This is a genomic window from Paenibacillus sp. 1-8, assembly GCF_056316205.1.
This window is the reverse complement of the sequence record NZ_CM149995.1, coordinates 5,059,114-5,083,919: the sequence shown is the minus strand read 5'-3', so window position 1 is coordinate 5,083,919 and position 24,806 is coordinate 5,059,114. Positions and strand designations below refer to the sequence as shown.

Sequence of the window (24,806 nt, the reverse complement as noted above, 5' to 3'; positions counted from 1 at the left end):
GACTATGACCGGAACGGGTGATCGTATGAAGGAACCAATTAACATATCGGTGCGACCCCTTGTGGAATATGTGCATCGGAGCGGCAGCATTCACGGTGGTTTCCGCTCGAACAGCAGCATGCTGGAAGGAACACGCGTGCATCAGCTTATCCAAAAAAGCTATAAGGAGCATGACCGCAAAGAGGTACATCTGCGCACAGAAATTCTATATGAGGATGCCCTATTTATCGTTGAGGGCCGCTGTGATGGACTGATTGAGCTGGACGGCATATGGACGGTTGATGAAATCAAATCGGTCTCCATTCCTCTCGAAGATATACCGGGGGATGGTCAACCTGTGCATTGGGCACAAGCGTTTCTGTACGCCTATATGATTGCCCGCGAAGAGCAGCGCAATTCCATGCAGGCCCAGCTTACTTATGTACAGGCACACAGCGGAGAAATTCGGCGGTTCAGACGAGAGTTATCCTTTGCAGAGCTGGAGACCTTTGCGCTGAGGATGGTCGAGGGTTATGCGCCGTATGCTTTCCTGTTAAGAGCGCATGCGGAGAAACGGGATGCCAGCATTGCAACACTGGCCTTTCCCTTTGACACATATCGTTCAGGCCAGCGGCCTCTGGCGGGTTCGGTGTACAAGACGATTGCAGAAGGGGTCAATCTGTTTGCCAAAGCGCCTACGGGTATCGGTAAAACGGTATCCACCCTGTTTCCTGCGATCAAGGCCATCGGTGAAGGGCTGGCTAGCCGTGTGTATTATGTGACTGCCCGCACCACGACCCGCGCAGCAGCAGAAGAAGCGTATGCCAAAATGCAGGCCCAAGGGCTGCACATGCATGTAGTAACCTTGACGGCGAAGGATAAAATTTGCTTCAAGGAAGAAAATGATTGCGATGCCGGATCATGCAGCATGTGCGAGGGATATTACGACCGGATCAACGGTGCGGTGTCCGATATTTTGGCGAACGAGACGTTGATGACCCGAGCGGTGATCGAGTATTATGCGCGCAAACACAGGGTATGTCCCTTTGAATTTTCACTGGATGTGGCGTATGCCTCAGATGGTATAATCAGTGACTATAATTATGTCTTTGATCCGCGTATTTCCTTGAAAAGACTCTTGGAGGAGCACAAGCGAAAAGGTGTTGTGCTGGTGGATGAAGCGCATAATCTGGTGGAACGCGGCCGAGATATGTTTTCGGCGGAAATGTTGAAATCGTCTTTTTTGGAATTGAAAAAAGAGTTCAAGCTGCTAAGCCCGGAGATTGCCGGGGCGGCTAGTGCAGTTAACGCGCATATGATTGCGTTGCGCAAGCTGTACGCGGATACGGGAAAAGCAGTGAATACGGAGGCGCCGCATGAGGTGCTGGAGCTGCTGGCACCTTTTGTAGAGGCAGCCGAACGTGAGCTGTTAACTGGCGTTGGTAGTACGAGCAGCTCAGGAGCGGCTCATACCTTGCTGTTGGATGCGTATTTTGCCGCTCAAAATATGCTGCGGATTGCAGCTTTGTACGATGAACGCTACGTTACCTATATCGAGGCGGGACGCAGTGAAGTGCGGGTCAAGCTGTTCTGCCTGGATCCTTCGCATTTGCTGGGTCAGGCTGTGAAGGGCTATCGCTCGGTGATTTATTTTTCTGCGACGTTGACGCCGCTTGCGTATTACCGGGACATGCTGGGAGCGAGGGAAGAAGATTACACGTTGCAGGTTCCTTCCCCTTTTCATCAGGAGCAATGGGATGTACGCCTGTTGCCGCTCTCTATTCGTTATAGGGATCGTGAACGCTCGAAGGGGGCGATTGCAGATATGCTGGCGGGATTGGCTGAGGAGCGTAAAGGGAATATGCTCGTGTATTTCCCTTCCTATCCGTATCTGCGAGAGGTGTATGAGGAATTTATGGCCCGGGGCGTGTCGGCGGATACGCTGGTACAAAATCCAGGCATGACCGAACCGGAGCGGGATCACTTTCTGGAGGCTTTTCAGCCGGGGCAAGAGCGTACCCTGCTCGGCTTTGCCGTACTGGGGGGCGTGTTTGCCGAAGGAGTTGATCTGCCGGGTGATCGTTTGAATGGAGTCGTAGTGGTTGGTGTCGGATTGCCGCAAATTGGCGCAGAACGGGATGTGCTGCGGGATTATTTTTCGGAACAGGGACGGAATGGATTCAACTATGCGTATGTGTATCCTGGGATGAACAAGGTTCTTCAGGCAGGGGGCAGGCTTATCCGCACAGAGCATGATGAAGGCTTGCTGGTACTGGTAGATGATCGGTTTGCCAAGGAGCCGTATGCTTCTTTGCTGCCGGAGGAATGGAAGAAATATCGTTTGACAGAACAAGCGGGATCAGGGAAGGAATGGACAGGCTATGAATTTTAATTTTCATAATGATTCTATACGCGGGGTACTGCGTAGTTTTGGGCAAGAGGAAGCAGAAGTAAACAATATGGAGACCTTTGTGACATTTGCGCGTTTGGCTAACGATATTTTCAGAGAAATGGATACGGATTTGGCCAAGCTGGGTGCCTCTCAGGGCCGGATTATCGTACTTAGCCTGTTGCATTGTCATACGCCGCACCGGATGACACCATCAGAGCTGGCAGAAAAGGCCGATGTAACGAGGGGAACCATGACGGGGCTAATCGACGGTCTGGAGCGGGAGGGTATGATTGAACGGGTGGCTCACGAGAGCGATGGACGAATGGTCACGGTCGGACTAAAGGAGGCAGGACGGGAGCTGCTGGTAACAGTGGTTCCTTATTATACGAAGCTGATCCGGGCATGTATGGCCGAGTTTACGACTCAGGATCATGAGATGATGAAGGGTTTGCTAAGGAAAATGAAAAGCGGTTTTGAGCGGTCCTTGCCGAAAAGCTGAGTTCCTAATTTTAGGGATAAGGGATAGAGGGGCCATGCTGAATGCATCCCATACCAATCTCCGCCTGTAATCGTGATACCATCCATATTCGCCCCTGCGAAATCTGAGCCTACGCAGCTTCAAGGAACGGATCTGCGCGGCGCGAAGATGGATGGCGTGAATTTCAAAGATTTGAATATCACCGGAGCCAGGCTCGACATCCAGCAGGCGGTAGCCGTGGCCCGATCCTATGGAGCCAAGGTGGGAGACTAAAAAGCACGGAGATTCGCAGGAGCTGGCGGCTTGCCCCGGGATATCCCCATGCTGGTTTAGGTTGAAAGTGATGTAGCTGTCGGGACTAGGATTTGGGTTCCTGATCTTTATCGGAAGCGGGCAGCAGTGGGATCGCTGCTTCCAGGTTCCGGCCGGGCAATAGTTCAATTCCCGCAGGGTCCAAAGGCTGCTGCGGTACGGTCCAATTGCGGGCAATATCCGCCGAAGCCTGCTGCTCCAGCAAACGCTTGGCTACTTCATAGCACTGTTCGACATGCCGATTGCCAATGGTGCGCATCGCGGTAAAGCCAATCGCGGCAGCCAGTCCCTGCCCCAGTAAGGGTACAAATTTGCTGACCTGCTTGGTGGCGATGCGAACGCCCATCTTTTGCAAAATTTGCACGATCACCTCGCGGGTAATGATTCGACCGATCAGCTTGCTACCGATCGAGGTGATAAAGCCATACACCATGGATTTTGTTTCCGCATCCAGACCGTTTAACTGTTTTTCGGATAATCCGAATTTCCCGTTAATGGCAGGCAGCAACTGCATCAGAATGCCAACATCGGCCAGAACGTCAGCCCCTGGAACTGGAACCAATACTGCTCCGCCCGAAGCCGCAGCCCTTTTCGTCACCATGGATCTGCACTCCTTGCGGATTTGCTCCAACTCTTCTATTGTTCGGGCTGTCATATGCATCTCTCCTTAGTATGCTTCCGAATGAGACTCATGTTTCTACTCTGTTATTACACACATTTGTACCTTTCTTAAGCACGAAGTAAACAAAAAAATCCCTGCTCCAGCGGCAGAACCTGAGGATCAGGACCGGGACCGGACAGGGAAATGGGTGCTTTATATGTTGAACTGACCCGAGAGGGGAAGGATGTATGGTGGGGACAAAAAGAGGTATTAGTTTCTCTTTTTTCTTTGCTGGTCAAGGACTACATAATGATCCAGACGTTGACTCAGCTCTACAATGGAAGGGTCGGTAAAGGCCGCATGTTGTGCCTTTGTAATAAGCTCTCTGCGCAATTCTTCAATGATGGCAAGCAAACCATCCCCGGATGCATTCAGATTGGATACCATAAGCTGCACCTTCCTCCCTGCTGCTCGTAAGAGTATAAAAGCAATTGCATAAAATTTGAATTATACATTAATGGTAAATATAGGACTTTTTATCTTGATGTAAAGTAGTATAGCACATTTACTCCAACGAAGCGATCATGCATAATTAAAGATGATTGCCGATGAGAACATGCCTGTTACGCGGGGATAAGGAAGGAAGAGACAGATGAGTCAGACAAACGTTTATTTTAATCATGATGGTGGAGTGGATGATCTGGTATCCCTGTTTATGCTGCTTCAGATGGAGCAAGTTCATTTGACTGGAGTATCGGTTATTCCAGCAGATGGTTACCTGGAGCCTGCGACGGATGCCAGCCGTAAAATTATTGATCGTTTTGGTAAAAATAAAGAATCTGTGGAAGTCGCGAAGTCTAATTCACGCGGTAAAAATCCATTTCCTGCTGCTTGGCGTTTACATTCCTTCTATGTAGATGCATTACCTGTACTGAATGAATCGGGACAAATGGAAGCGCCGGTTTCCGATCTGCCGGCTCATCAGCATCTGATCGAAAAGCTACGTGGAGCCGAAGGCAAAACACTGCTCCTGTTCACTGGACCGCTGACTGATCTGGCACGCGCACTGGATGAGGCACCGGATATTGAAGAGAAAATCGACAAGCTGGTATGGATGGGCGGTACCTTTGAAAAAGGTAATGTAGAGGAGCCTGAGCATGACGGCACAGCAGAATGGAATGTATTCTGGGACCCAGAAGCAGCTTATCGGGTATGGCAAAGCGGCATTACCATTGATCTGGTGGCACTGGAAAGCACAAGCAAAGTGCCATTAACGCCAGCCGTACGCAATCGTTGGGCGGCCGAGCGCTGCTATGAGGGCGTGGATTTCCTGGGCAACTGCTACGCAGGGTGTCCGCCGCTCGTCTATAGCGAGACGAACTCGACCTACTACCTGTGGGATGTGCTGACCACTGCATCGGTGGGACGTCCGGATATTGTAAAGAAAAAGACGATGCATTGCAGCGTCATTGCAGACGGTCCAAGTCAGGGCAGAACAGTGGAACAGGCGGAAGGCCGCCCTGTCAATTTGGTATATGACACAGATCCGGAAGCCTTTTTTACGTATATGGCGGATTTGGCCAAGCTGGCTGCTCCCAAGCGTTACTAGGCTAAGCTAGGCCCGGCTCGGCCATGCACATAAACGTAGTTTAGAGTGACATGACTACCTATTAGCAAACATACATGACATGAAAACCCGCGACGATATCCGTCACGGGTTTTTGTGCCCTTTTGGCCATATATGAGCAAAATCCAGCCTCTGCTTTAGGCAAATTCCTGATATGTTTTCAATGTCAGATGGAGCGTAATCTCAGTCCCGCTACCGGGCTTTCCACTTCAATTTACCTATTCGCTTGCGCAAACCTTCATTAAATAGGTCTGATACGGTCGTTTCTTCGAAAGTATTTGGCTAATTATTACGCATTTATGAAGTGAAATAATTATTTTCATTCATTTTCATAAATTCATATGTAATCTCACGATATGAAAATAGTGTAATAAAATAGGAGGATAGAACCAGTAATATCATGTAAATATTCTATATAATAGGTTCAGAGGTGGGATTATGAATAGATTGGAAGCCCTAGAACACTTCCATAAGACCTATGCGGATGATGTACTGGAGCAGAAATTACACCAAGTAGCGTCTTTGTATGAGCAAAGAAAAGAAGAGTTAATGCTATCCTTCATTCAATCCTTTCAGCGGACTTGCCTGCAAGCCAATCATATAGACGCGGCAAAAGCAAGGATCGGATACATTACCTATTCAATGAGGCGTACATACCTGGTGGATCGCAACTATAACTATGTCATCGAAGTCTACGATAAAAGCTGGTTCTTCGATCCCCAGCCATGTCAGGGATTCTATGATGCAGGATGGGCCTTTAGCTTTCTGGGAGAACTGGAGGATGAATTGAACCAACTTCGAAAACCCTATATGAATAAAATTATTGAGCCTGATGTCGAGCGTTTCGTACTTCAAGCTGCGGAACAATTCCATGCTTACATTGTGAAGCTGGCTAAGGATGCTATTCCACAGGCTATACAATTACCGGAATTCCAGGCGCTGAACTACGAGGACGATTTGGAAGTAAGAATAGGGGAATATAAAGGAATCAGTGAGGCGGTGTATTCAGCAGCGTATGGAATATTACATGATTCAACAGGATGATCGTATTACAAATTATATGTATCCAGTAGAGACGAATCGGAGACAGTTATTGGAATGGGTAGAAAGCTCATCATGTACTGATGAAGAGTCTATTTTACAATTTTATGTATCAGGTGATGCGGACTATATTGATTTTATAGAGCATCCGGTATCCATCGTTTCGGAACAGCTAAAGGAAATCTTTGATATATATCAAGCCGGATTAAGCTGGAAGTTGGTTGTATTTGCCGATATGCAGCGAATGCAGCAAACGAGGTATTGGTTGGCTAATCCGCCTAGCCTGATGTGTTTATCACCACTTAGTGAATATCATAGGGGCGGTACACTGAGGAAAATGATTTTGGACGAATATGCAGTGGATAATCATAAAATATTTAGGGCTCAAGATGCGAATGATCATATCATTGTGGATCTGGATGTGGCTGAATGTATTTTGAAGTTCAATCTGGCAGGCTTGAAATTACAAAAGGTCGATACAGAGGAGTCATTTATACAAAGGAGAGTCGAGAATGAGTGAAAGCTATGTTGTAGATGGGGCGCAGGTAAAGTGCAACTATGGAAGTCATTCGGGAAGATTTAGCGTTTCAGCTAACAGGGGGATTAGTGTTGGCGATAAAATGCAGGGGAATATTCAGGATTTTCACCCGCAGACTCATATCCCTTCTTTCGGAATGTGCCGCAGTATGCATAATCCTGCAGTTTCTTCTGCAAACAAAGGTAATTCCGGAAAAATCATTCCGCAGCCCTGCAAACCGAGCGTTTCTATGCCTTGGTTAAATGGAAAAAAGGATGTATACGTAGATCAATCTCCGGCTCTTTTGAATTGCTCTACGAATTTATGCATGTGGTGTGGAAAAATTTCATTCACAACAGACGGGCAGGAATAGCAACAGATTGTAGGAAGTGACATCACATGGGAAGACAAATGGAGGGAGTAAGATGGGACTGGCAGGCACTGTGCTGACATATGGAAATATTAGAGTGAATGCACCGTATGAAATTGTCCGGCTGCTGGATTTTGAATTGACACAGAAGGTGAATGAGCACGGCAAGGTTTACATCACTGCTCTCATACCGGATGAGGATCATGCGAAGTATGACGGTTTAGCGCATGATGAGGATGTGCTGGAGGTATATGAGACGGATGAAGACCGTGGGACAGTTAGCATTTTTAAAGGAATCGTCACCAATATTAGAATCGGATTCAAAAATGGCGTATATCACATGTACATAGAGGCTGCCTCTTTTACATATTTGCTGGATCAACAACGGAAAAATCGTTCGTTTCAAAACCGCAACTTGACGTATTACCAATTGTTCCGCGAACTCATAGATGCTTATCCACACGGGGATTTTATTGACCTGACGGACAGCGATAACAAGCTGGACGGCTTTATTATTCAGTATGAGGAGAGTGATTGGGAGTTTCTAAAAAGAATGGCCTCTCATCTGCAAACTGGACTGATTGCCGAGATTACATCCGTGTTCCCGAGACTATGGTTAGGCGCATCGAAAGATCAGGTGAAAGGTGAATTGAGCAGCATTAACTTCTCGCTTCAAAAAATAAAGGCAGGCCCGAAATATACATATGCTGAAGTGGAAGATACGAAACGCTTTGAACTTGGAGATGTGGTTGTGTTTCAACGAAAACATTGGATCATTGATCAGGTGAATGCAGAGATGAAGCAAGGTATCATGACATACGACTACATTCTTGTTCCAGAAGCAGGCATTCCGAGGGAAGTTATGCATAATCAACTCATACAAGGCGCCTCCATTGAAGGGAAAGTCATTGATTTAGACAGTGAAGGAGAGTCGGTTAAACTTCACTTGTCCGTGGATGCTTTGCAATCCAAAGCAGAAGGGTGCTGGTTTTCTTACCCGACCATGTATACCGGGGATGGGATCGGTTGGCATTGCATGCCTGAGCTTGGGGATCATGTCCATTTGTATTTTCCATCGAGCAAAGAAGAGGAAGCTCATGTGGTTCAATCTCTCCGAAAGAGGGATTACAAAGGAGATGAAATCAGCAAGCCAGAAAGAAAGCTGTTCCATACCAAAACTCAAAAAATAGCGAGATTCGATGATAAAGAAGTAGCTCTCTCCACCCAGAAAGAAAAGATACTTGTACGCTTAAATCCTGCTTCCGGTATTCACGTGTATAGTCATCACGATATTACCTTTCAAGCAGATACAGACTTGGTGCTTCACGGCAAAAAGGTACAGATGAACGCTACTCGCGAAATATCTCTGACTTGCAAGACCAGCTACATCCGAACCGATGGAACGCTTCATATTAAGGCAAGTAAGCTCATGAAAAATCAGGTGCCTGATGCAGAACTGAAAGCCTATAAATCCCTAATTCAAGAATTAAAGGGGAAGGGATATCCACAATGGGTACAGGATTTGCTGCTTCAATTTAAAGCGGACTACTACAAAGCCGTGGCAGCAGGGGACAAAAAGGGGGCCAAGGAAGCAGCAGCCAAGGCCAAGCAATTGCGTCAGCAGGTGGCAGAAATAGATCGTATGCCTGCCTGGGCAAGAGCGCAAATGCATGAATACACGTCCCAGTGGTGGGAAGCGCACGGCGCAAATGACAAGGCCAAGCAAAAGCAGATGCATCTTTTCGCCAACCAGCTGCGCGACAATGTGCTAATCAACGAGCTGATTCGCGGGCATTCTGCCAACTCCTATCTCAATGCGAACCGGTTGGAGGAGTTGTCTGGGCAATACGCAGATGCGGCCCATAGACTAACCGTTGCCGATCAAAAGGCTTTAGCCAAGGAAGCAGCCGCTTTGCGGAGTAAGTATGGCGTGAACAGCCTGCTTGCCAGAGAGAATTTAAACAAGCTTGCCAAGAAGTATCCAGACAGCTTCTCGTACAAGCTACCAACTACAGGCGACTGGGATAAGGAGCTTAACGCCGCACTGCATGATTTTGCGAAAAAATACGGTCTGGAGAATAAAGGATATGGTCGTGATGTGCTCGCCGTATACCTGCATCAAGTAGCCAATGGCATTCTTCCATGGCCTAAGGTTAGCAAGGCTGCAACGCCAGCTGTTCCGACAACGAAAACGGAACCGGGCAAGAAGCCGCCGACTACTCCTGAAAAGCCGACGAAGGAAGAAACGAAGCCAGTAAATCCTGAGGATTATAAAGATGGATTGGTAGCGGTGAAAAAGATTGAAAGCTATATAAGTAGTAAGGGCATAAAAGATAATCAGGCTCGAGCCTTATACAGAATAAACGATTACACGAATAACAGCATTGTTCAAAAGAAACTGTCATCGAACCGTAAGACACCCCTTGTGTTTTTCTTTGAAGGAGACGGTTCTTATAGTCACAAACAACTCGATCATCCAGAAGGTCGATATGGGGCTATGGCTATTGTGGTGATAGATGGCGAAATTAAATACACAAGCAAAAATGCCAGCACGCTTCCTGATTATGAAAGTAAGGATAAAACTGTTAAAGATGGAGTGTATGAATTTCTAGGGGGAAGACATCGGCATACTTATCCTGCTTTGCGTATTCGAAATGGTGGAATAGTTCCTGCTACCAAAGGAACCCAAAAAAAGGATTGCACTGCAGAAGGAATAAATATACACAAAGGCAACAATAACGATACTGTAGGTAGAGAGACTTCGACAGGTTGTATTACAGTCCATAAAGATGAGTATGTAAGATTTCTTATTTCAGTAGGTGTGGTAAAGGACTCATTGGGGGATGAACCTGATGATATAAAAGGACTAGCTATTCTTGATCGGAAGGATAGATCAAAGTGAAGATTATTAGAAATATATTATTAATTCTTTTTTTAATCGTGTTATCAGCGTGCAATGCTTCTCCAAAAGCCCCTGCTTCCTTTTCTTCGAAAACGGTGGATGTGGCCTCAGAAGTGGTGAAATCATCTGATAAAAATGATAGAACAGAGCTTGCTAAAGAGAATAGAAAGAAAGAATGGGCTTTAACGGTAGAAGAAGGCAAAGAAGATCCAGCAGAATTTTTAGTTCAGCTGGAAGGGTCAAGAGTTGAACGCTTCTTAAGTGCCGAGAAACTGATTAGTCTCCTACAGTCAAAGGTGGATAAAGAGAAATATCGAGATTCTTATGTAGATGTAGGGAGAATCCAAGAAGATGGGAGTCAAATCGCATTCGTATTAGATTTATTTAAAGAAGCAAGATTAATAATACAGATTTATGATTTGGATTCGGGTAACAAAGTAAATGAATTTAAGCTGCCTTATAACCATCCAGTAATTTCGTCTGATTTAACCAAATATTTATATGAGGATAAAGACAAAGCGTATATATATGACACGTTAACTAATCAATCAACAGCTATTCAATTAGATGGAAGTTCTATAGATATAGATGACATTCATCAAGGACAATTTTCTCCAGATAGTACCCAGTTTTGTTTTACCGACAGCCAGCAGAATATTGTCGTATTTGATGTATCAAATTATAGAATCATTAAGAAAATCCATATAGATTCTGGTATGGCGATAGTCAATCAATGGGCTCAGAAAAATCAATTAATCTATTCTATTGACTCCTTGTCTGTAAATAAAACGTACTTGTTAAATTTAGATAATGGAGAGGAGCACCTTTTAGGCAAAGGGATGGAACGACCTTTAATGTCTCGTGATGGGTCGGAGTTATGGTTTGAGAAGTTAGACTCGCCGTCTAATTATAAACTGAATATAAATACAGGTTTAGAAAGTAAAGCCGCATCTATCACTATAATTAATGGGAATATAGCAACGCCTGTGCAGTGGTTTTATACTGCTAATGATTTTTCTGAATATGATAGTGAAATAAAAATGCATCAAATTAAAGCTTCATCCACTCTGCCAAGTAAAGGCACGCAGACTTATGATGCCAAAAATCTGTTGGATGGAGATACATCTACTGCATGGTGTGAAGGTGTGAAAGGCAACGGTGAAGGGGAAACTATACTGTTAGATCTGGGGTCATTACAGAAGGTAAAGGGGATCGATTTGATTAACGGATATGCTAAATCTGAGAAAAGTTATCGGGAGAATAACAGAGTTCAAAAACTAAAACTGGAATTCTCAGATGAATCCTCTCTAGAAATGAATGATTTTAACACACGTAAGAAATTTAAAGAGCCTATTAATACCTCATTTATTAAACTTACTATTTTATCAGTTGAACGTGGAACGAAATATCAGGATACATGTATATCCGATGTACGGCTTTTCTAGCATTCCTAACAAAGGAGAAGGCATATGAAGTGGAAAGAACCAACGTTTGGTGCAACACCTATGTTGAAAGCTTTAACAACCGCTAATGCGCACAGGAAAGCAAAGGCTTTTGATCTGGCGGCAGAACAGAAGAAGCAAAAACTGAATTACCCCGATTGGGCCCAAACCTGGATGCGTAAATACAAAGAGGACTGGTACATCGCTCAAGCAAATGGCGACGAGGTTGGCATGCGTAAAGCGCAAAAGCTGGCAGAAGGACTTCGAAGCAAGCTCCGCGAAATGGCGACATTCCCCAAGTCGGCCCAAGAGCAGATGCAAAAAGAAACCGTCCGCTGGATGACCGCTGAAGCAAGCGGAAATATCAAGCAAAAGCTGGCTGCTGAGGAAGCGGGGCGGGCTATACGAGAGAAATTGGGTCTGATCGATACGAGTACTAAAGCACCACCAGAAGAACCAGTTACCAACGAATCGAAGGATGAACCTACAAAAAATGTAAAGACCCCGGCTGGGAAATGGATACCTGCTGAATTCCAGTATAACGGTAGTTCTGAAGCTGAGAAAACATTTAAAAGGCGCTCATTAAAATTCACCAAAATGAAATGGAATCAGGAAAAGCTGCACGGTTTGTGGGAAGCTACAAAAAAGATACAAGAAACGTATGATATTCAGATTGATCCCCGTTTTTTGTTAGCGATTATTATTCAAGAAGGAACCGGCAGTTTTAACACTAGTAGTACAAATAGGGCGGCCGATGGTGAGCATGGTGCTGAAACTAATTATGCCAAAGATTTAATGAAAGCCAATAGTTTAGTATTTGGAAAAATATTGGGATATATATACTATGGTCAGGAGTTTAGACAAGCCGTAGTGAAAAACAATAAATTAAGTGGTATTACAGGCAAAGGGGACGTATTTCAATATTGTAATTGGATCACGCCGATCATTAGAATGAAATCAAAACAAGTCGATTGTGGTGAATACGCTAGCGATAACCACTGGGGGGAGAATGTGCAGAAAATCTATAACATATTTAGTGGAAATCAAGCTGCTAATTATGAACAATATCTGCTAAGTATTGATAAAAGTGTAACTCAAAAAATTGCTGTTTCGGAAGGTATTAAACTTCCTAATATTACATTTAAACCTGTGCAAAACGGTAACAATAGCAAAAAGAAGAGTACAGGAGAGTGGACGATCGTTGGCGAACGATGACTACAAGTTAGAAATGAGGAAAAGAAATGTACAGGCAAAGCTACGGTTATCTCATTATGATGCTTGTAATGATATTGGCGTTAACTGCATGTAGTTCTTCGTCTATCCATGATTATAATAGTGGGGAAACAGCTACCGCCAAAGTTAAGCAAGAAGACACTGGCTACTATCCAGATAAAAAAGCACACAAAGCCAAAAATGTTGTATCTGCCGATCCTAAGCCCCTTCAGGACGAGGACTTTGAAGTCTCATATCGATTGCACAAGATTGATAAAAATACGGATATTAAACAACTTATTCATGAATGGGGTTACGGTGAGGGATTTGAAGCTAGCAACAGGGGATATGTTAGTGGGAATGGAACCTATAGAAGGTGGGGCTTATCTTATCCTAACTATGAAGATCCAGAAATTGATTTTGTAGTCTTATCTAAAATTGAACTTGAAGGGGAGGAACTAGTTGATGGTGAAAGTTATCTAGTAGCCGTGAGTTTGGAAAATCCAAAGTTTAAAACTAAAAGAGGATTGAGGATCGGTGATACCCTTGGTAAAGTGCTACAACTTTACGGTCAACCAAGTACCATAACAAATAGAAGTCTGGTTTACTCCAAAAATGGCCTACATTTAAATATTTATTGGGATACTAAAACAGAGAAAGTAGATAATATTTTTATCGAATATAACATGGATAAATCCGTGGAGCAGCAACGTAGTGCTGATTATGTAGAAGAAGATGCTCAGCCCGACCCTGATCTGGAACCATATACTATCCAAAAAGAACAATCGTTCACCACCACTCTTAATGGATGGGGGGAAGTAAAGTTTATATCCACTTTGAAAGATGAGGATACAAATGATCTGATACAAGCAAAGTTTTTTTTGGAAGCTAACAGCGAGAAGTATGCGGAAAAGAAGATTTTATACGAGTTTCCCGAATTTTATGGTAACAACGGTAAGATGATTGACAAGATTAAAGCAGTAAGCTTTAAGGATGTAAATCAGGACGGGCGTACGGATATTGTCATAATTGCGGATTATATCACAGGGGTTAATGCACACGGAATAGAAACGCTCCCTATCGCGGGGATTTACTTTCAGAAAAAGGATAACACGTACACTACCCTGCCCGAATTGGATAAGAATATCAATCAAACAGGCCACAATCGAACGCTTCAAAATATTATTCAATACGTAAGCAAACAACCAATAAACGTGCAATAAGTAATGTAAGAAGGGAGTTTTGTGAAATCAACTTTGTAAAACAGAATACAATAATATTGTTTGCAATGTTAATTAGCTTGTTATTGAATGGATGTGTGGAAAAACAAACGAACGAAATGCAACACACAATTGAACCTATGGAACCTGGCGTTCAAGTGATGGAGCATAAAGCTGTGACGGAACTAGAGTCTGCTAATCAAGATCGAAATAGCAATATCGATAATCCAATAAATAAAAGAAATAGTGCTCACGCTACAGATTCTGACACATTAGATCAGTTTATAAAGAAAATCCAACCCCAGGGTGAGCATCTTCAAAAAATATTAAAAGAAGATTTGGACTTTGATGGAAAGTATGAATACGTGCTTGCTTTTGGATTAGAAAAAGAGGAAATTGACAGCATATTTGTAATTCGGGAGGATGTTGGCTATCACATCATTGGTAAATTAGAGGACCCAGTTATGGTTGTACATCTTAATACAGATGTGAAGATCATGAAGCTGGATCACTCCAGACGTAATTTCATCGTAGTATATTCCACTAGCGAAGTGGATGAGGACGAAGGATTCTCTATAGTTTCTTTACACCATAACCGAATTAACAATCTGAATTACAATTATCCAGAAGCAACAGGGCGAGGAAGCAGGAAGCTAGAGGACATTAATAAAGATGGTGTTTTTGAGGATGTGAGTTATTACCGTTTTCAGGATACTCAACAACATACAATAATGACGTATCAGAAATTCGATAAGACTGGGCAAGAAAAATCAAAAGTTCTATATGAGAATAAAAACAAAAAATTTGTATATCCCCTGATTCCTAAAGATATTATTCAAAATTATTTGGAGGATCATTATCTTAAGAAACGCTTTTTAATACCCTTGCCTGAGATGGAGGAATTCACTGATTTGTCAGCAAACCCAAAATATGATTTTGAGGATATCATAGATTTCTCCGCTATGGACTATACGGGATTAGATCTAGATATAAAAGAGATTGCTTATGAGGGTAATCAGCGGTCGTTTTTGGTAAAGAGTAGCTCAGAAGAAGAGGAATCAAACCAAGGACTTGTATTTACATTGGAAAAACAGTCAGGCAAGTGGAAGATTATGAGTATAGAGATGAACGATAAATAGTAGAAAGCGTGATATCCAGCATGAATTACTTGAAGTACGGGCGAATTTGTTGCGTGCTGTTACTACTAATTTCCTGTGTAGTAATGAACGGATGTACGAAGGGACAGGATTCTCCAACAACAGAAACAAATCATACGCTTTCTCTCCAAAATGACGCTAAAACGATTTCCTATTCGAAAAAGTTGGATGCGTTAGTTCAAAAACTTCGTATAATCAACAATGAGAATATGGATTCTGATGTCAGACAAAACAAGATTGAGGAGTTCACACAGGAACTTAATTTGTTATTAAACGAACCAGAAAGTGTAGAGATGAAGGATGGAGAATTAGTAGAAAAATTTGATAACAATCTTATTATCTTAACAAAATCGTTTCAGTTAAAAAGTGGGCAGCTCAACGTTAGAGTTGTGAATTATAGAGCACCCAATACGGTGACAGGTACAATCGGAGGAAAATACACATTTATTCAGTGGTGGAGCACGAAGCAGCTTGTACACGCCCAGATGATTGGGGATGGCGAGCCAGAATTGGCTACAGATTTTGTGGTTCGAGATTCAGAGCACGGAATACAGTTGTTGTTAGGGGGACATGTTTCAATATATCATCCATACCCTGTATTTGTTGCTTTATGGGAGTTGTCTGGGCAGAAGTGGACGCAGAAAAGCATAGTAGTGGGTAAGATGAAGCTCCCAGATTCGTGGGAATTGAACAAGGATGTGGATGAGCTTATTTTAGAAAATAGGCAACATGATAGCATGAGTATTGAAGTTTTAGACCACGGTAATGGTTTCTTAATAAACAGTGATGATTCTGAACAGAACATTATCATTGAGTTCTCTAAAAGTGGAGAAGTCCGTATTGATTCTGAACATAGCATCACCTCAAATACTCATATTGAACAGCAAAGCTATGAACTCATTCAAGAGAAATATTCGGAAAATGGGATCATTATTAAATATCCTCAAATTACAAAACTCAAGGATGCTGAAAAGCAAAAGTCTTTAAACCAAATTCTTAAGAACGAAGCTTTAAAAGGATTACATGAATACGGAGATTCTGATTCTGGAGTTCATCTCGAAATTGATTATGAAATTAAACGACAAAGTGGACGGTTCTTGAGTGTTCAATATACGGGTATTCGTTATGTGAAGGACGCAGCCTATCCTAATCATATTTTCTATACGACCAACTTGGATATGAAGCAGGCCTCAAGATTAAGATTAAGTGATCAGGTAAAGATCGAGAAACCTTTTATTGATCTTATAAAAAGCGGGAAATTCTCAGTTGTAGAGCCAGAACAAAAAGATTTGCTTGGTAATTTTACTCAAGATGAGTTAAATCAATGGTTAACAGATGCAGACCTACTAAAAGGTTCAACTGAGGATTCAGGATTAGATACGTTTAGTTATCTTACAAGTGATTCATTGGGAGTGAGTATACCCGTGGCTCATGCAGTAGGGGACCATGCAGAATATGAGATTCGTCTTGCTCAAATTCCAGATAATATCAAGCAAAATAAAGAACTATGGAGTGAGCTAAGTCCTGTTGCTGATCAGCCAGCTACCGTTGTAAATGAAGGTGAATTGGATACCGACCAGTATGAAGTCGAAGAGTCGCAGTCTTTTCAAACTACTCTTGAAGGCTTTGGGAAAGTACGGTTTGTATCCACATATGGATATCCGGAAGATCTTCGTAAATTCTTTTTCTTTCTATTAGATGATCAAGGACATATTTTATATCGATTCCCAGAGTTCTACGGGAACCATGAGTGGGTAGCACGCTATGGAGGTGTAGAAGCAGTGGCCTTCAAGGATGTAAATAAGGATGGATTGAAGGATGTTATCGTCATTGCCAATGTTGATAACGGGATTCATGGACCTGGGTGTGTTGATGAATTCCCTATAGCAGGTATCTACTTTCAGAAGAAAAATAAAACCTTTACCACGGTGCCTGCACTGGATCAGGCTCTCAACGATCAGGGGCATAATCAAACCATTAAAGATGTCATTCAATACGTAAGCAAACAACGGATAAACGTAAACTAGCTGACAAAAGGAGGAGAAACATGGGATATCCAATTATAAAGTATAACGGGGCTGTTTTATCTCTTAAGAATCCGAAGGTTAAAGTTGTACAGAAAATGAATGAGCATGTGAAAGTCTTTTTGACGGGCGTGCTGACCGGTACTCAAATAGAAGAGTACACAGATCATATGGAGGCAGGAGCTAAGTTGGTTGTTTCTTATGTGAATGATGATCAGAAACAGATTGTATTATTTAGAGGATTAGTCGCGCAGTTCAGAATCAAGCTGGTGTCCAATGTAGCCTATTTGGTCGTCGAAGCCCTATCCTATACTAGCCAACTGGATGAAGTGCCTCATAGACAATCCTTTCAAAATGTAAAAATGAAGCTACAGGCTTTGCTTGAACATGTACTCAAATCATATCCTAAAGCCAATTGTACCAGTCGCTTAAAAGATCAGCTTTTACAGGAATTTACGATGCAATTCGATGAAACGGACTGGTCGTTTCTGAAACGTATAGCGTCTCGGCTTGGTTGGGGACTGATACCTGATCCGATAGGAGAAAACCCTCAGTTTTATTTTGGATTACCGGATGGTGTCAATCAAGGTGAGCTGAAACAGTATAACTACTCGATGACCAGAAAAACCAAACCAGGGGCAAGCAAGGATGACAATTTTTTGTATTATAAAGTGCAAACGACGGGAGCGAAAGATGTCCTGCTACAAATTGGGGCTGAGGTCAAATTTAAAGGGAAAGCCTTATACGTCTTGCAATCTGTTGCCTTTATACGACACAGTACCTTGTGGCATGAATATGTGCTAACTACATCGGATGGAATGAAGCAGGAATTGATCTTAAACGAGAATATTCGAGGCATGTCATTGAAGTCGAAGGTGATTGGAATTGAAGAGGATCATGTGAAAGTTTTCTTTTATGAAATGGATAAGGTCAAGCCTAACGTCAAGGAAACCTGTACTTTTCCAACGGCTACATTTTATACATCGGAAGGGAATACAGGATGGTACTGCATGCCAGAGCTGTTTGACTTTGTAGATATCTACTTTCCGACCTCTAAAGAAAAAGACGCCATTGTAACCCACTCAATCCGCAAGAGATCCAAAGGCGGTGACTTTATTAAGGACCCGTCGACGAAGATCTTTATGACCAAGTACCGCAAAGCCATTATTTTTGAGAAAAATGAAATTTTAATCACGGGGAATGACGATGAAGTGGTGATTCGACTGCTGGATGACCATGGAATTGAATTGCGGAGTAAAAAGGACATCCGTGTTAAGGCTGATGGAAACTTGGTATTCAATGCGGGTAACACAATACAGGTCACCGCGAAGGATGCCATCGGTTTAAAATGTAAAACGAGTTTGGTAGAAATGGATGGTAACATCAAAATGACTGGAGAAAAGATAAAGACGCAATAACTAAAACCACCAAGAGAGGGTAAACGCATGGCTAAAGTAACTACTGGAGCAATCGTGAATGAGAAACCGCCAACCCAAGAAGATATGATTCAAGAATGGAAACGTAAAATAAGTAAGGGCGAATATCCTTTTATTCATGTAACTAAGCAAAGCGCCAAAAGTGAAGAGAGTTAAATGTGTTAGCGATAACTGGATGGGGCTCCTAAGGAGCCTTATTTGCAGTAATTATACTACTTCTTAATCTGGGAAAAATCAGACGTTAACATAGGCTGCAAACTATTTTTTTAAATGAAATGTTCTATGAGTAGCCCTTCTCAGGAAGAAGGGGTCTTGTATTTGGGAACTTCGCTGTCGATAAACCAATCTGGCCCAGAGACGTCGATCACTTCTTTAGTTTTATAATTATAGTAAATGGTAATTCTGCTGTCTTCGTGACCTTTAATGTAACCATACAGATATATCCTTGAGTGGATAGCCGGATCATCCACAGCATAATCCTTTAATATGAAATCGGCGTTATAGTGTTCTTTAATAAATTCCACACCGATGGGAGTGGCGATTTCTACTAGTTCTTTTTCTTGAGCTACTGAGAAACCGCACCCTGCTATAATAAGTGGCGTCATAAAAAGTATTAGACTCAACTTAAAAAACATGCTCATTTATGTATTCTTCTCCTAACATACAGTTACAAAGTCCTAATCGTTATTAGGTGTGAACTATTACCATAAATGCAGTGACCAATGACTTTGTTCTTATTTTCTTTTCCAGCTATACCGGAAGTAGACAGGATGCATTATAATGATTCTACTTCCTGAGACTGGAAGATTAATTTTGAGTATTTGGAATGTATCAGGAGTTCCTATTCTAAATGTAGAACCCTTTTAAGAGGAGGGGACGTCCTTTTTGGGATATCGGCTGTCTATGAACCAATCGGGCCCGGTCACGTAGAGCACCTCTTTTTTTTCATAGTCGTAAGCTATTGAAATTGTCTGACCCTCATGCCCTTTTATATAGCCACGAAGATAAACAGTAGAGTTAACGTAGCTGCCAATAAAGTCGTGATCTCTATATATAAACTCGGTCCTATAGTATTTTTTAATGTATTCTTTTCCAATAGGTATACCGGTTTGTACGTATTCTTCTTTTTCTGCGTTCGACGTATATTGCATGTAATAAAAGATTCCTACAAATATGGCTACCAAGGTAAAAGTAGTAATCCAAATTTTCTTTTTCATTTTCCTATTCTCCTTTAATGGAAATAATGACTTTTTATAACTCTATAATATATCAGCTAATTAGACAAGGTTGTGGATGAATTGCAATATATTAAAGACGAAACCTATTGGATCATATCAAATGAAGCTTACGAGTTGAATATTGATCCGAAGACTTATAAAAATGATAAGATTCCTAGTTGGAATGTTGTTGATTTAGATAATAAATTATTACATGACACGAATGGCTCCGGATTTGATGGAACAGTTTTCCATAATGAGAATAGCAATCAGGTGATTATAGGATACAGGGGAACAGAACCAGGAGGGCGACCTATATGGAGTCGAATGATGGATATAGGAACCGATGTAAGTGATGTTGTAGGTGGACGTGCAAAAACGCTGAATCAAATTCATGATTATTATGTACATAATCCGGAAGAGGTTAAAACTTTCCCCCCACAGGTACAAAGTTCATTTCAGCAGTATGAGGCACAGTATCAGAACAATCAGTTTACAAAAGCTCAAACACTGTACGATGAAGTGAAGAAAAAATATCCGACCGCTGAAATCTCTACAACAGGACATTCTCTTGGCGGAGCGGAAGCGGAATATGTCGCAGTAATGAATGGCTTGCCATCTGCGAGTTTTGCTGCTCCAGGCATTGTACATTTATTGCCTGAAGATCTTCAAAAGAGGGTAAAAGCAGGAGAGTTCAAGAAGACAAATGTGGCTTTTGCCCATCCAGGAGATACCGTTGGTGGGGGAGCTACTAAAGCTAATCAACATGTGGGAGAAACCTATCATATTGGAAACGATTATAAAACTGCCAATGTAGCCAAGTTTACTATTCCTGTTTCAATTCCGATGGAAAGAAAAACCGAATTGGAAAGACTTATTTTTGGCCCAAAATGGTCCCCAATTGTATATCTTCCAGTCACACTTCCTATGATGCAGCAAGATGCATTCACCAAATTCTATAATTCAGTATTAGGTGGAGAGCACACTCATGCAATGGAACACTTTACATTTGATAAAAACGGAAATATCAGCAACCCACTGTACACCATGGACGGACAACTGGTAGAAGGTAACCCAAGGCTACAGGCATACGAGCAAAGGCTGGCGGCGGAGGCTGAATTCAAGGAAGTCATGGGCGATTTGGTCGAACGCTACGGTGGACAAATGGGTGCCTTTGGGCAGTTTGCTGCTACTGCACTGGGAGTGAATATCATGGGGGAAGGACAACAGAATGGTCGCTCCAATGGTGGAGCTTATTTTGTGGGCAACAAAAATGGAGGAACAATTCAATTAACACCTGAGGAGCTAAAGCATGCAGCCAACCAGATGCGTTCCAGCTTGCATGGATTCTCTAGCGACACAAGGGCATCTATCCAGTTGTTTCAGGCACATATCGGGACAAGTGAAAGTCAGTCTCTGACCCCGCTTGCGCATAGTGCAACGGCCACGTTAGATCGGATTAACCGTTGGTATCAGGAATCGATAACGGAGATAGCGGAATATATAGATCGCAAGGGTCAGGAATTTACCATGGTGGATCAATAACATTTTAAAAGTGATACATCTAGAAGCAGATAACAGGAGGCAAAAGAGATGAGCAGAATATCTGTGAGCCTGGGGGATCTGCGGAGGGCTGTACAGCAGTGCGCACAGCTAAAGCAAAGACTTCAGCATCAGGAGCAGCAGATGAAAAATATATATGGTCGTCTGCATGAGTGGAGAGGTGAATCAGCTACAGAATTAACACGTAAAATGGAGGCGTTTCTCCAAGGAACAACTGTACGAATACAAGAATTGGACGAGCATAAGGAGCAATTGAAACGATATATTCGTAAAATGGAAGAGGCTGATCGTCGGGAGAAACGTAAACGGGAATCACCATGGTAATAGAAGGTTCCTCCAACCACAGTCAGTTACATAATATAAAGAACCGTACAACCGCCGGGGGCTCCAGCGGAGTACAGTTAAATGTGCTTAAACCAAATTACATATATAGTAGAAGGAAAAAAAATAACTCCGGGAATGGCGACGATAACACCTTTGTAGTCTGCTGCTTTCTTATCCAGTTCTTTAGAGCCTTCGGCTAGGATTTACCGAAGTCTACTTTAATTTATCCTGTGGGAAATATAGTAGCATAGTAGCGTTCGGAAGCTTGAGGATGAGACAAAAAAAGTGTAAAAATGTTGCAAAGCTACAAGGTTCGACATATTGTTCGCTTTTTCGCACCATATTCTATTTAATCAGGGATTTTGTTTGCTATTTAGCATATATTTATGTATAATTTAACATGTTGAAAGATTGATTGTACGTAATATGCTGATGAGGGTGGGTCCATGACGCTGCTCGACAGTAATGAAGGCAAGAAGCGAATGTGTCAGATTTACAACGAAATTTCAAAGGAACTGTTCGGCTTCGGGACCACGCTACTGCGGGCCACCGTTGAGAACAACATTGTTACCTTTGTGGCGAAGCACCGGCGTTCTCCACGCTCGGCGGCATTGGAAGTGGAAGCCCCCGGCTTGAAGCTGGAAGTGGATTTCCGAATGTCCATGCTGTATAAGAAGAGACTTCGCGAGAAGCTGATTGAGGATATGGGGCTCGATATTGAAGCTTTACTGCGCGACTATGATTCAGCAACGCAGTGGGCAATCACGAACATCATACTGAAATAATCCTAATACAATTGGATATTCGGCTTTTCGCTTCGGATCTATCTGAGGGGAGAACCTGTTGTAACACACAGCGGGATCAACTATTCTTTGTTTACGAAGAAAAGTATTCTTGTTTTTACAAGAGTACTTTTCTTTTTTGTGTTATCAGGTTCGCAGAATGAATAAATAGGGGGAGTTTCAAATGAAAAAATGGTTTAAAGGGTTCATGGCTTTGACCTTGGCATCTGTTGTGCTTGCAGGTTGCGGCAGCAATGCTACCGGAGGTCAGGAAGATGGAAAAAGCAACTCGGCTGATGGCAAGAAGAAGCTAATCATTTCCACATGGGGCTTCTCCGAAGACTTCTTGAACAAAGAAGTGTACGAGCCTTTTGAGAAGGAACATAACGTTGATATTGTAGTAGAGATTGGGAATAACGCAGAACGTTTGAACAAAATTAGTCAAGGAAGCACAGACGTCGATCTGATTTATCTGTCTGATTATTATGCCCAACAGGGGATTCAACAGGGTTTGTTTGAAAAGCTGGATCGTAGCAAGGTGCCAAACCTGAATCAAATTTATGATATTGCCAAAGCGCCGCTGGGTGAGGAATATGGCCCTGCTTATACGATTGGGCGCCTCGGTATTGCTTACAACCCGGAACTGGTGAAAAAGAATGTGACCTCTTGGGCTGACCTGTGGGGCAATGAGTTCAAAGGAAACGTGACTCTGCCGAATATTACGGCTACGGCCGGACCGATGATGGTAGATGCAGCCTCCAAGGTAGCGGGTAGTAAAGAGTTTAATGAAGACCAGGCCTTCGGGAAACTGAAGGAGCTGAGTCCGAATATCGTTAAGTTTTATAGTAAAACGTCCGAGTTCGTCAACATGTTCAGTCAGCAGGAGATCGCGGGCGGACCGATTATGGAGATGTACTTCAAGGATTTGCAAGCAGCTGTGCCCGGAGCCAAATTTGTAGCGCCGAGTGAAGGGACTTATGCAGTAATGAACACGATCAACGTGGTTAAAGGCTCCGACCAAAAAGAACTGGCTGAGGAATTTATCAACTGGCAGCTGAGCAAGGAAGTTCAAGAGAAGTCTGCCAAGGCAAAGGTTGATTCTCCAGTGAATACGCAGGTGGTGCTGTCCGGTGCGGACACAGAAGGAATTACGTATGGTGCAGATGTGGTAAACAAGCTAACCAAGCTGGATATGAAATTCGTCAATGACCATATCAAGGAATGGACGGACCGCTGGAACCGGGAAGTTGCCCAATAATGAAAAAAGTCATATTAGATGTAGATACAGGTATTGATGATGCCTTGGGTATTTTATTAGCGGCCAAAAGCGGTCAGTTGGATGTTACAGCCATTACTACCGTGTGCGGTAATGTATCGCTTAAACAGGCTACATTGAACACATGCAAAATCCTCGACCTTTTGGATAGACCGGATATTCCGGTCTATCGGGGGGCCGATGCTCCCTTGATCCGTAAAGGATTGCATGAGCATCGTATTCATGGAGAAGACGGCATTGGCGGCGCATTGAGTGGGGTTGTCCCTGCTATTTCTGCGTCTGAAGGCTTTGCGCCGGACATCATCATTGATACAGTCATGGCTCATCCGGGAGAACTGACGCTGGTTTGCACCGGGCCGCTCACGAATCTGGCGGTGGCGCTTCTGAAATGTCCGGAGCTGACGCAATACGTCAATGAGGTCATTTTTATGGGCGGTGTTATTCACGGGTGCGGCAATATTACGCCTGTAGCGGAATATAACATGTATGCTGACCCGGAAGCGGCGCGGATCGTATTTCATGCCGGATTTGGGCGTTTGATACAGGTGGGACTGGATGTAACACGGAAGGCACTGCTGACAGCGGACCATATTGCCCGTCTCACCGATCCGGCGATTCGCGGCTATGTGGCCGACAGCACCGCCATCTATACCAAGCGCTATGAGGAACGCAACGGGGTAAAAGCGTGTGCGCTTCATGATCCGCTTGCTGTAGGCGTGGCGCTGAATTCGAGGCTGGTAGAAACTTCGCCCATGTATGTCGATGTGGAAACCTCCAGTCGGATATGTGACGGACAAACGGTGGGCGATGTGCAGAATCGTCTCAATCATAGTCCAAACATGAACGTGTGTGAACAGGTGGACAGCGAGGCATTTCTGGAGCTATTTATTCAGGTGCTGAACAAGGAATAACATTTTGATAACCGCAAGGAGCT

Annotated in this window: 23 protein-coding genes and 1 pseudogene; 20 read left to right on the top strand and 4 right to left on the bottom strand. The window is 43.2% G+C overall.

The features are described 5' to 3' along the window. Window positions 1-4 precede the first annotated feature (4 nt). The 3 genes and pseudogenes from AC0WRU_RS23420 to AC0WRU_RS23410 form a co-directional block, all read left to right on the top strand. Window positions 5-2,371 carry a helicase C-terminal domain-containing protein gene (locus AC0WRU_RS23420; RefSeq protein WP_476126509.1) on the top strand — a complete coding sequence of 789 codons (2,367 nt, stop codon included), beginning with the start codon at window positions 5-7 and terminating at the stop codon, window positions 2,369-2,371. Further along, on the top strand, window positions 2,361-2,870 hold the full coding sequence (locus AC0WRU_RS23415) for a MarR family winged helix-turn-helix transcriptional regulator (RefSeq protein WP_476126508.1): 510 nt from the start codon (window positions 2,361-2,363) through the stop codon (window positions 2,868-2,870). Before AC0WRU_RS23420 ends, AC0WRU_RS23415 begins: the two co-directional genes overlap by 11 nt. A gap of 114 nt (window positions 2,871-2,984) precedes the next feature. Further along, window positions 2,985-3,122, top strand: a pseudogene (locus tag AC0WRU_RS23410) (pentapeptide repeat-containing protein); the annotation flags it as partial. 85 nt (window positions 3,123-3,207) lie between these two features. Here the strand turns inward: AC0WRU_RS23410 and AC0WRU_RS23405 are convergent. Both AC0WRU_RS23405 and AC0WRU_RS23400 read right to left on the bottom strand, forming a co-directional pair. Next, on the bottom strand, window positions 3,208-3,816 hold the full coding sequence (locus tag AC0WRU_RS23405; protein ID WP_134912046.1) for a hypothetical protein: 609 nt from the start codon (window positions 3,814-3,816) through the stop codon (window positions 3,208-3,210). Between the two features lie 216 nt (window positions 3,817-4,032). Beyond that, complete coding sequence (locus AC0WRU_RS23400) at window positions 4,033-4,209, bottom strand: Spo0E family sporulation regulatory protein-aspartic acid phosphatase (RefSeq protein WP_476126507.1); 177 nt, start codon at window positions 4,207-4,209, stop codon at window positions 4,033-4,035. Between the two features lie 205 nt (window positions 4,210-4,414). Between AC0WRU_RS23400 and AC0WRU_RS23395 the strand changes: the two genes are divergently transcribed. The 12 genes from AC0WRU_RS23395 (at window position 4,415) to AC0WRU_RS23340 (ending at window position 18,866) form a co-directional block, all read left to right on the top strand. Beyond that, on the top strand, window positions 4,415-5,371 hold the full coding sequence (locus AC0WRU_RS23395) for a nucleoside hydrolase (RefSeq protein WP_476126506.1): 957 nt from the start codon (window positions 4,415-4,417) through the stop codon (window positions 5,369-5,371). Between the two features lie 456 nt (window positions 5,372-5,827). Continuing rightward, window positions 5,828-6,433 carry a hypothetical protein gene (locus AC0WRU_RS23390; RefSeq protein ID WP_476126505.1) on the top strand — a complete coding sequence of 202 codons (606 nt, stop codon included), beginning with the start codon at window positions 5,828-5,830 and terminating at the stop codon, window positions 6,431-6,433. After that, window positions 6,417-6,950, top strand: coding sequence for a hypothetical protein (locus AC0WRU_RS23385; protein ID WP_476126504.1), 534 nt, complete (start codon window positions 6,417-6,419; stop codon window positions 6,948-6,950). Before AC0WRU_RS23390 ends, AC0WRU_RS23385 begins: the two co-directional genes overlap by 17 nt. Then, complete coding sequence (locus AC0WRU_RS23380; protein ID WP_476126503.1) at window positions 6,943-7,320, top strand: DUF4280 domain-containing protein; 378 nt, start codon at window positions 6,943-6,945, stop codon at window positions 7,318-7,320. Before AC0WRU_RS23385 ends, AC0WRU_RS23380 begins: the two co-directional genes overlap by 8 nt. A gap of 52 nt (window positions 7,321-7,372) precedes the next feature. Then, a complete protein-coding gene (locus AC0WRU_RS23375; RefSeq protein WP_476126502.1) occupies window positions 7,373-10,219 on the top strand; it encodes a phage baseplate assembly protein V in 2,847 nt (948 codons plus the stop codon). Next, complete coding sequence (locus AC0WRU_RS23370; protein WP_476126500.1) at window positions 10,216-11,664, top strand: discoidin domain-containing protein; 1,449 nt, start codon at window positions 10,216-10,218, stop codon at window positions 11,662-11,664. Before AC0WRU_RS23375 ends, AC0WRU_RS23370 begins: the two co-directional genes overlap by 4 nt. A gap of 24 nt (window positions 11,665-11,688) precedes the next feature. Next, the gene (locus tag AC0WRU_RS23365) at window positions 11,689-12,876 is read left to right on the top strand and encodes a hypothetical protein (RefSeq protein WP_476126499.1); all 1,188 of its coding nucleotides are present in this window, start codon (window positions 11,689-11,691) and stop codon (window positions 12,874-12,876) included. Window positions 12,877-12,902: 26 nt separating this feature from the next. Continuing rightward, window positions 12,903-14,096: a hypothetical protein gene (locus AC0WRU_RS23360; protein ID WP_476126498.1), complete on the top strand. Its 1,194-nt coding sequence runs from the start codon at window positions 12,903-12,905 to the stop codon at window positions 14,094-14,096. 95 nt (window positions 14,097-14,191) lie between these two features. Continuing rightward, window positions 14,192-15,232, top strand: coding sequence for a hypothetical protein (locus AC0WRU_RS23355; RefSeq protein WP_476126497.1), 1,041 nt, complete (start codon window positions 14,192-14,194; stop codon window positions 15,230-15,232). Window positions 15,233-15,252: 20 nt separating this feature from the next. Then, entirely contained in the window at window positions 15,253-17,277 is a 2,025-nt protein-coding gene (locus tag AC0WRU_RS23350; RefSeq protein ID WP_476126496.1) for a polysaccharide deacetylase family protein, read from the top strand. A 20-nt stretch (window positions 17,278-17,297) separates the two neighbouring features. After that, window positions 17,298-18,692, top strand: coding sequence for a hypothetical protein (locus tag AC0WRU_RS23345; protein WP_476126495.1), 1,395 nt, complete (start codon window positions 17,298-17,300; stop codon window positions 18,690-18,692). 27 nt (window positions 18,693-18,719) lie between these two features. Next, complete coding sequence (locus AC0WRU_RS23340) at window positions 18,720-18,866, top strand: hypothetical protein (protein WP_476126494.1); 147 nt, start codon at window positions 18,720-18,722, stop codon at window positions 18,864-18,866. 140 nt (window positions 18,867-19,006) lie between these two features. Here AC0WRU_RS23340 and AC0WRU_RS23335 read toward each other — a convergent pair whose 3' ends face one another. Then, window positions 19,007-19,315 (bottom strand): hypothetical protein, encoded by a 309-nt coding sequence (locus AC0WRU_RS23335; RefSeq protein WP_476128703.1) that lies wholly within the window; start codon window positions 19,313-19,315, stop codon window positions 19,007-19,009. A 258-nt stretch (window positions 19,316-19,573) separates the two neighbouring features. Beyond that, window positions 19,574-19,927: a hypothetical protein gene (locus tag AC0WRU_RS23330; RefSeq protein ID WP_354450225.1), complete on the bottom strand. Its 354-nt coding sequence runs from the start codon at window positions 19,925-19,927 to the stop codon at window positions 19,574-19,576. 81 nt (window positions 19,928-20,008) lie between these two features. On the opposite strand from AC0WRU_RS23330, the gene AC0WRU_RS23325 reads away from it, so the two are divergent. The 5 genes from AC0WRU_RS23325 to AC0WRU_RS23305 all read left to right on the top strand — a co-directional run bounded on the left by AC0WRU_RS23325 (window position 20,009) and on the right by AC0WRU_RS23305 (window position 24,783). Continuing rightward, entirely contained in the window at window positions 20,009-21,472 is a 1,464-nt protein-coding gene (locus AC0WRU_RS23325) for a lipase family protein (protein ID WP_476126493.1), read from the top strand. 48 nt (window positions 21,473-21,520) lie between these two features. Then, complete coding sequence (locus AC0WRU_RS23320; protein ID WP_476126492.1) at window positions 21,521-21,814, top strand: WXG100 family type VII secretion target; 294 nt, start codon at window positions 21,521-21,523, stop codon at window positions 21,812-21,814. Between the two features lie 446 nt (window positions 21,815-22,260). After that, window positions 22,261-22,599: a hypothetical protein gene (locus AC0WRU_RS23315; RefSeq protein ID WP_049827368.1), complete on the top strand. Its 339-nt coding sequence runs from the start codon at window positions 22,261-22,263 to the stop codon at window positions 22,597-22,599. A 181-nt stretch (window positions 22,600-22,780) separates the two neighbouring features. Next, window positions 22,781-23,854, top strand: coding sequence for an ABC transporter substrate-binding protein (locus AC0WRU_RS23310; RefSeq protein ID WP_476126491.1), 1,074 nt, complete (start codon window positions 22,781-22,783; stop codon window positions 23,852-23,854). Continuing rightward, window positions 23,854-24,783, top strand: a complete 930-nt coding sequence (locus AC0WRU_RS23305) for a nucleoside hydrolase (protein WP_476126490.1) — start codon at window positions 23,854-23,856, stop codon at window positions 24,781-24,783. The genes AC0WRU_RS23310 and AC0WRU_RS23305 overlap by 1 nt, the downstream gene beginning before the upstream one ends. Window positions 24,784-24,806 lie beyond the last annotated feature (23 nt).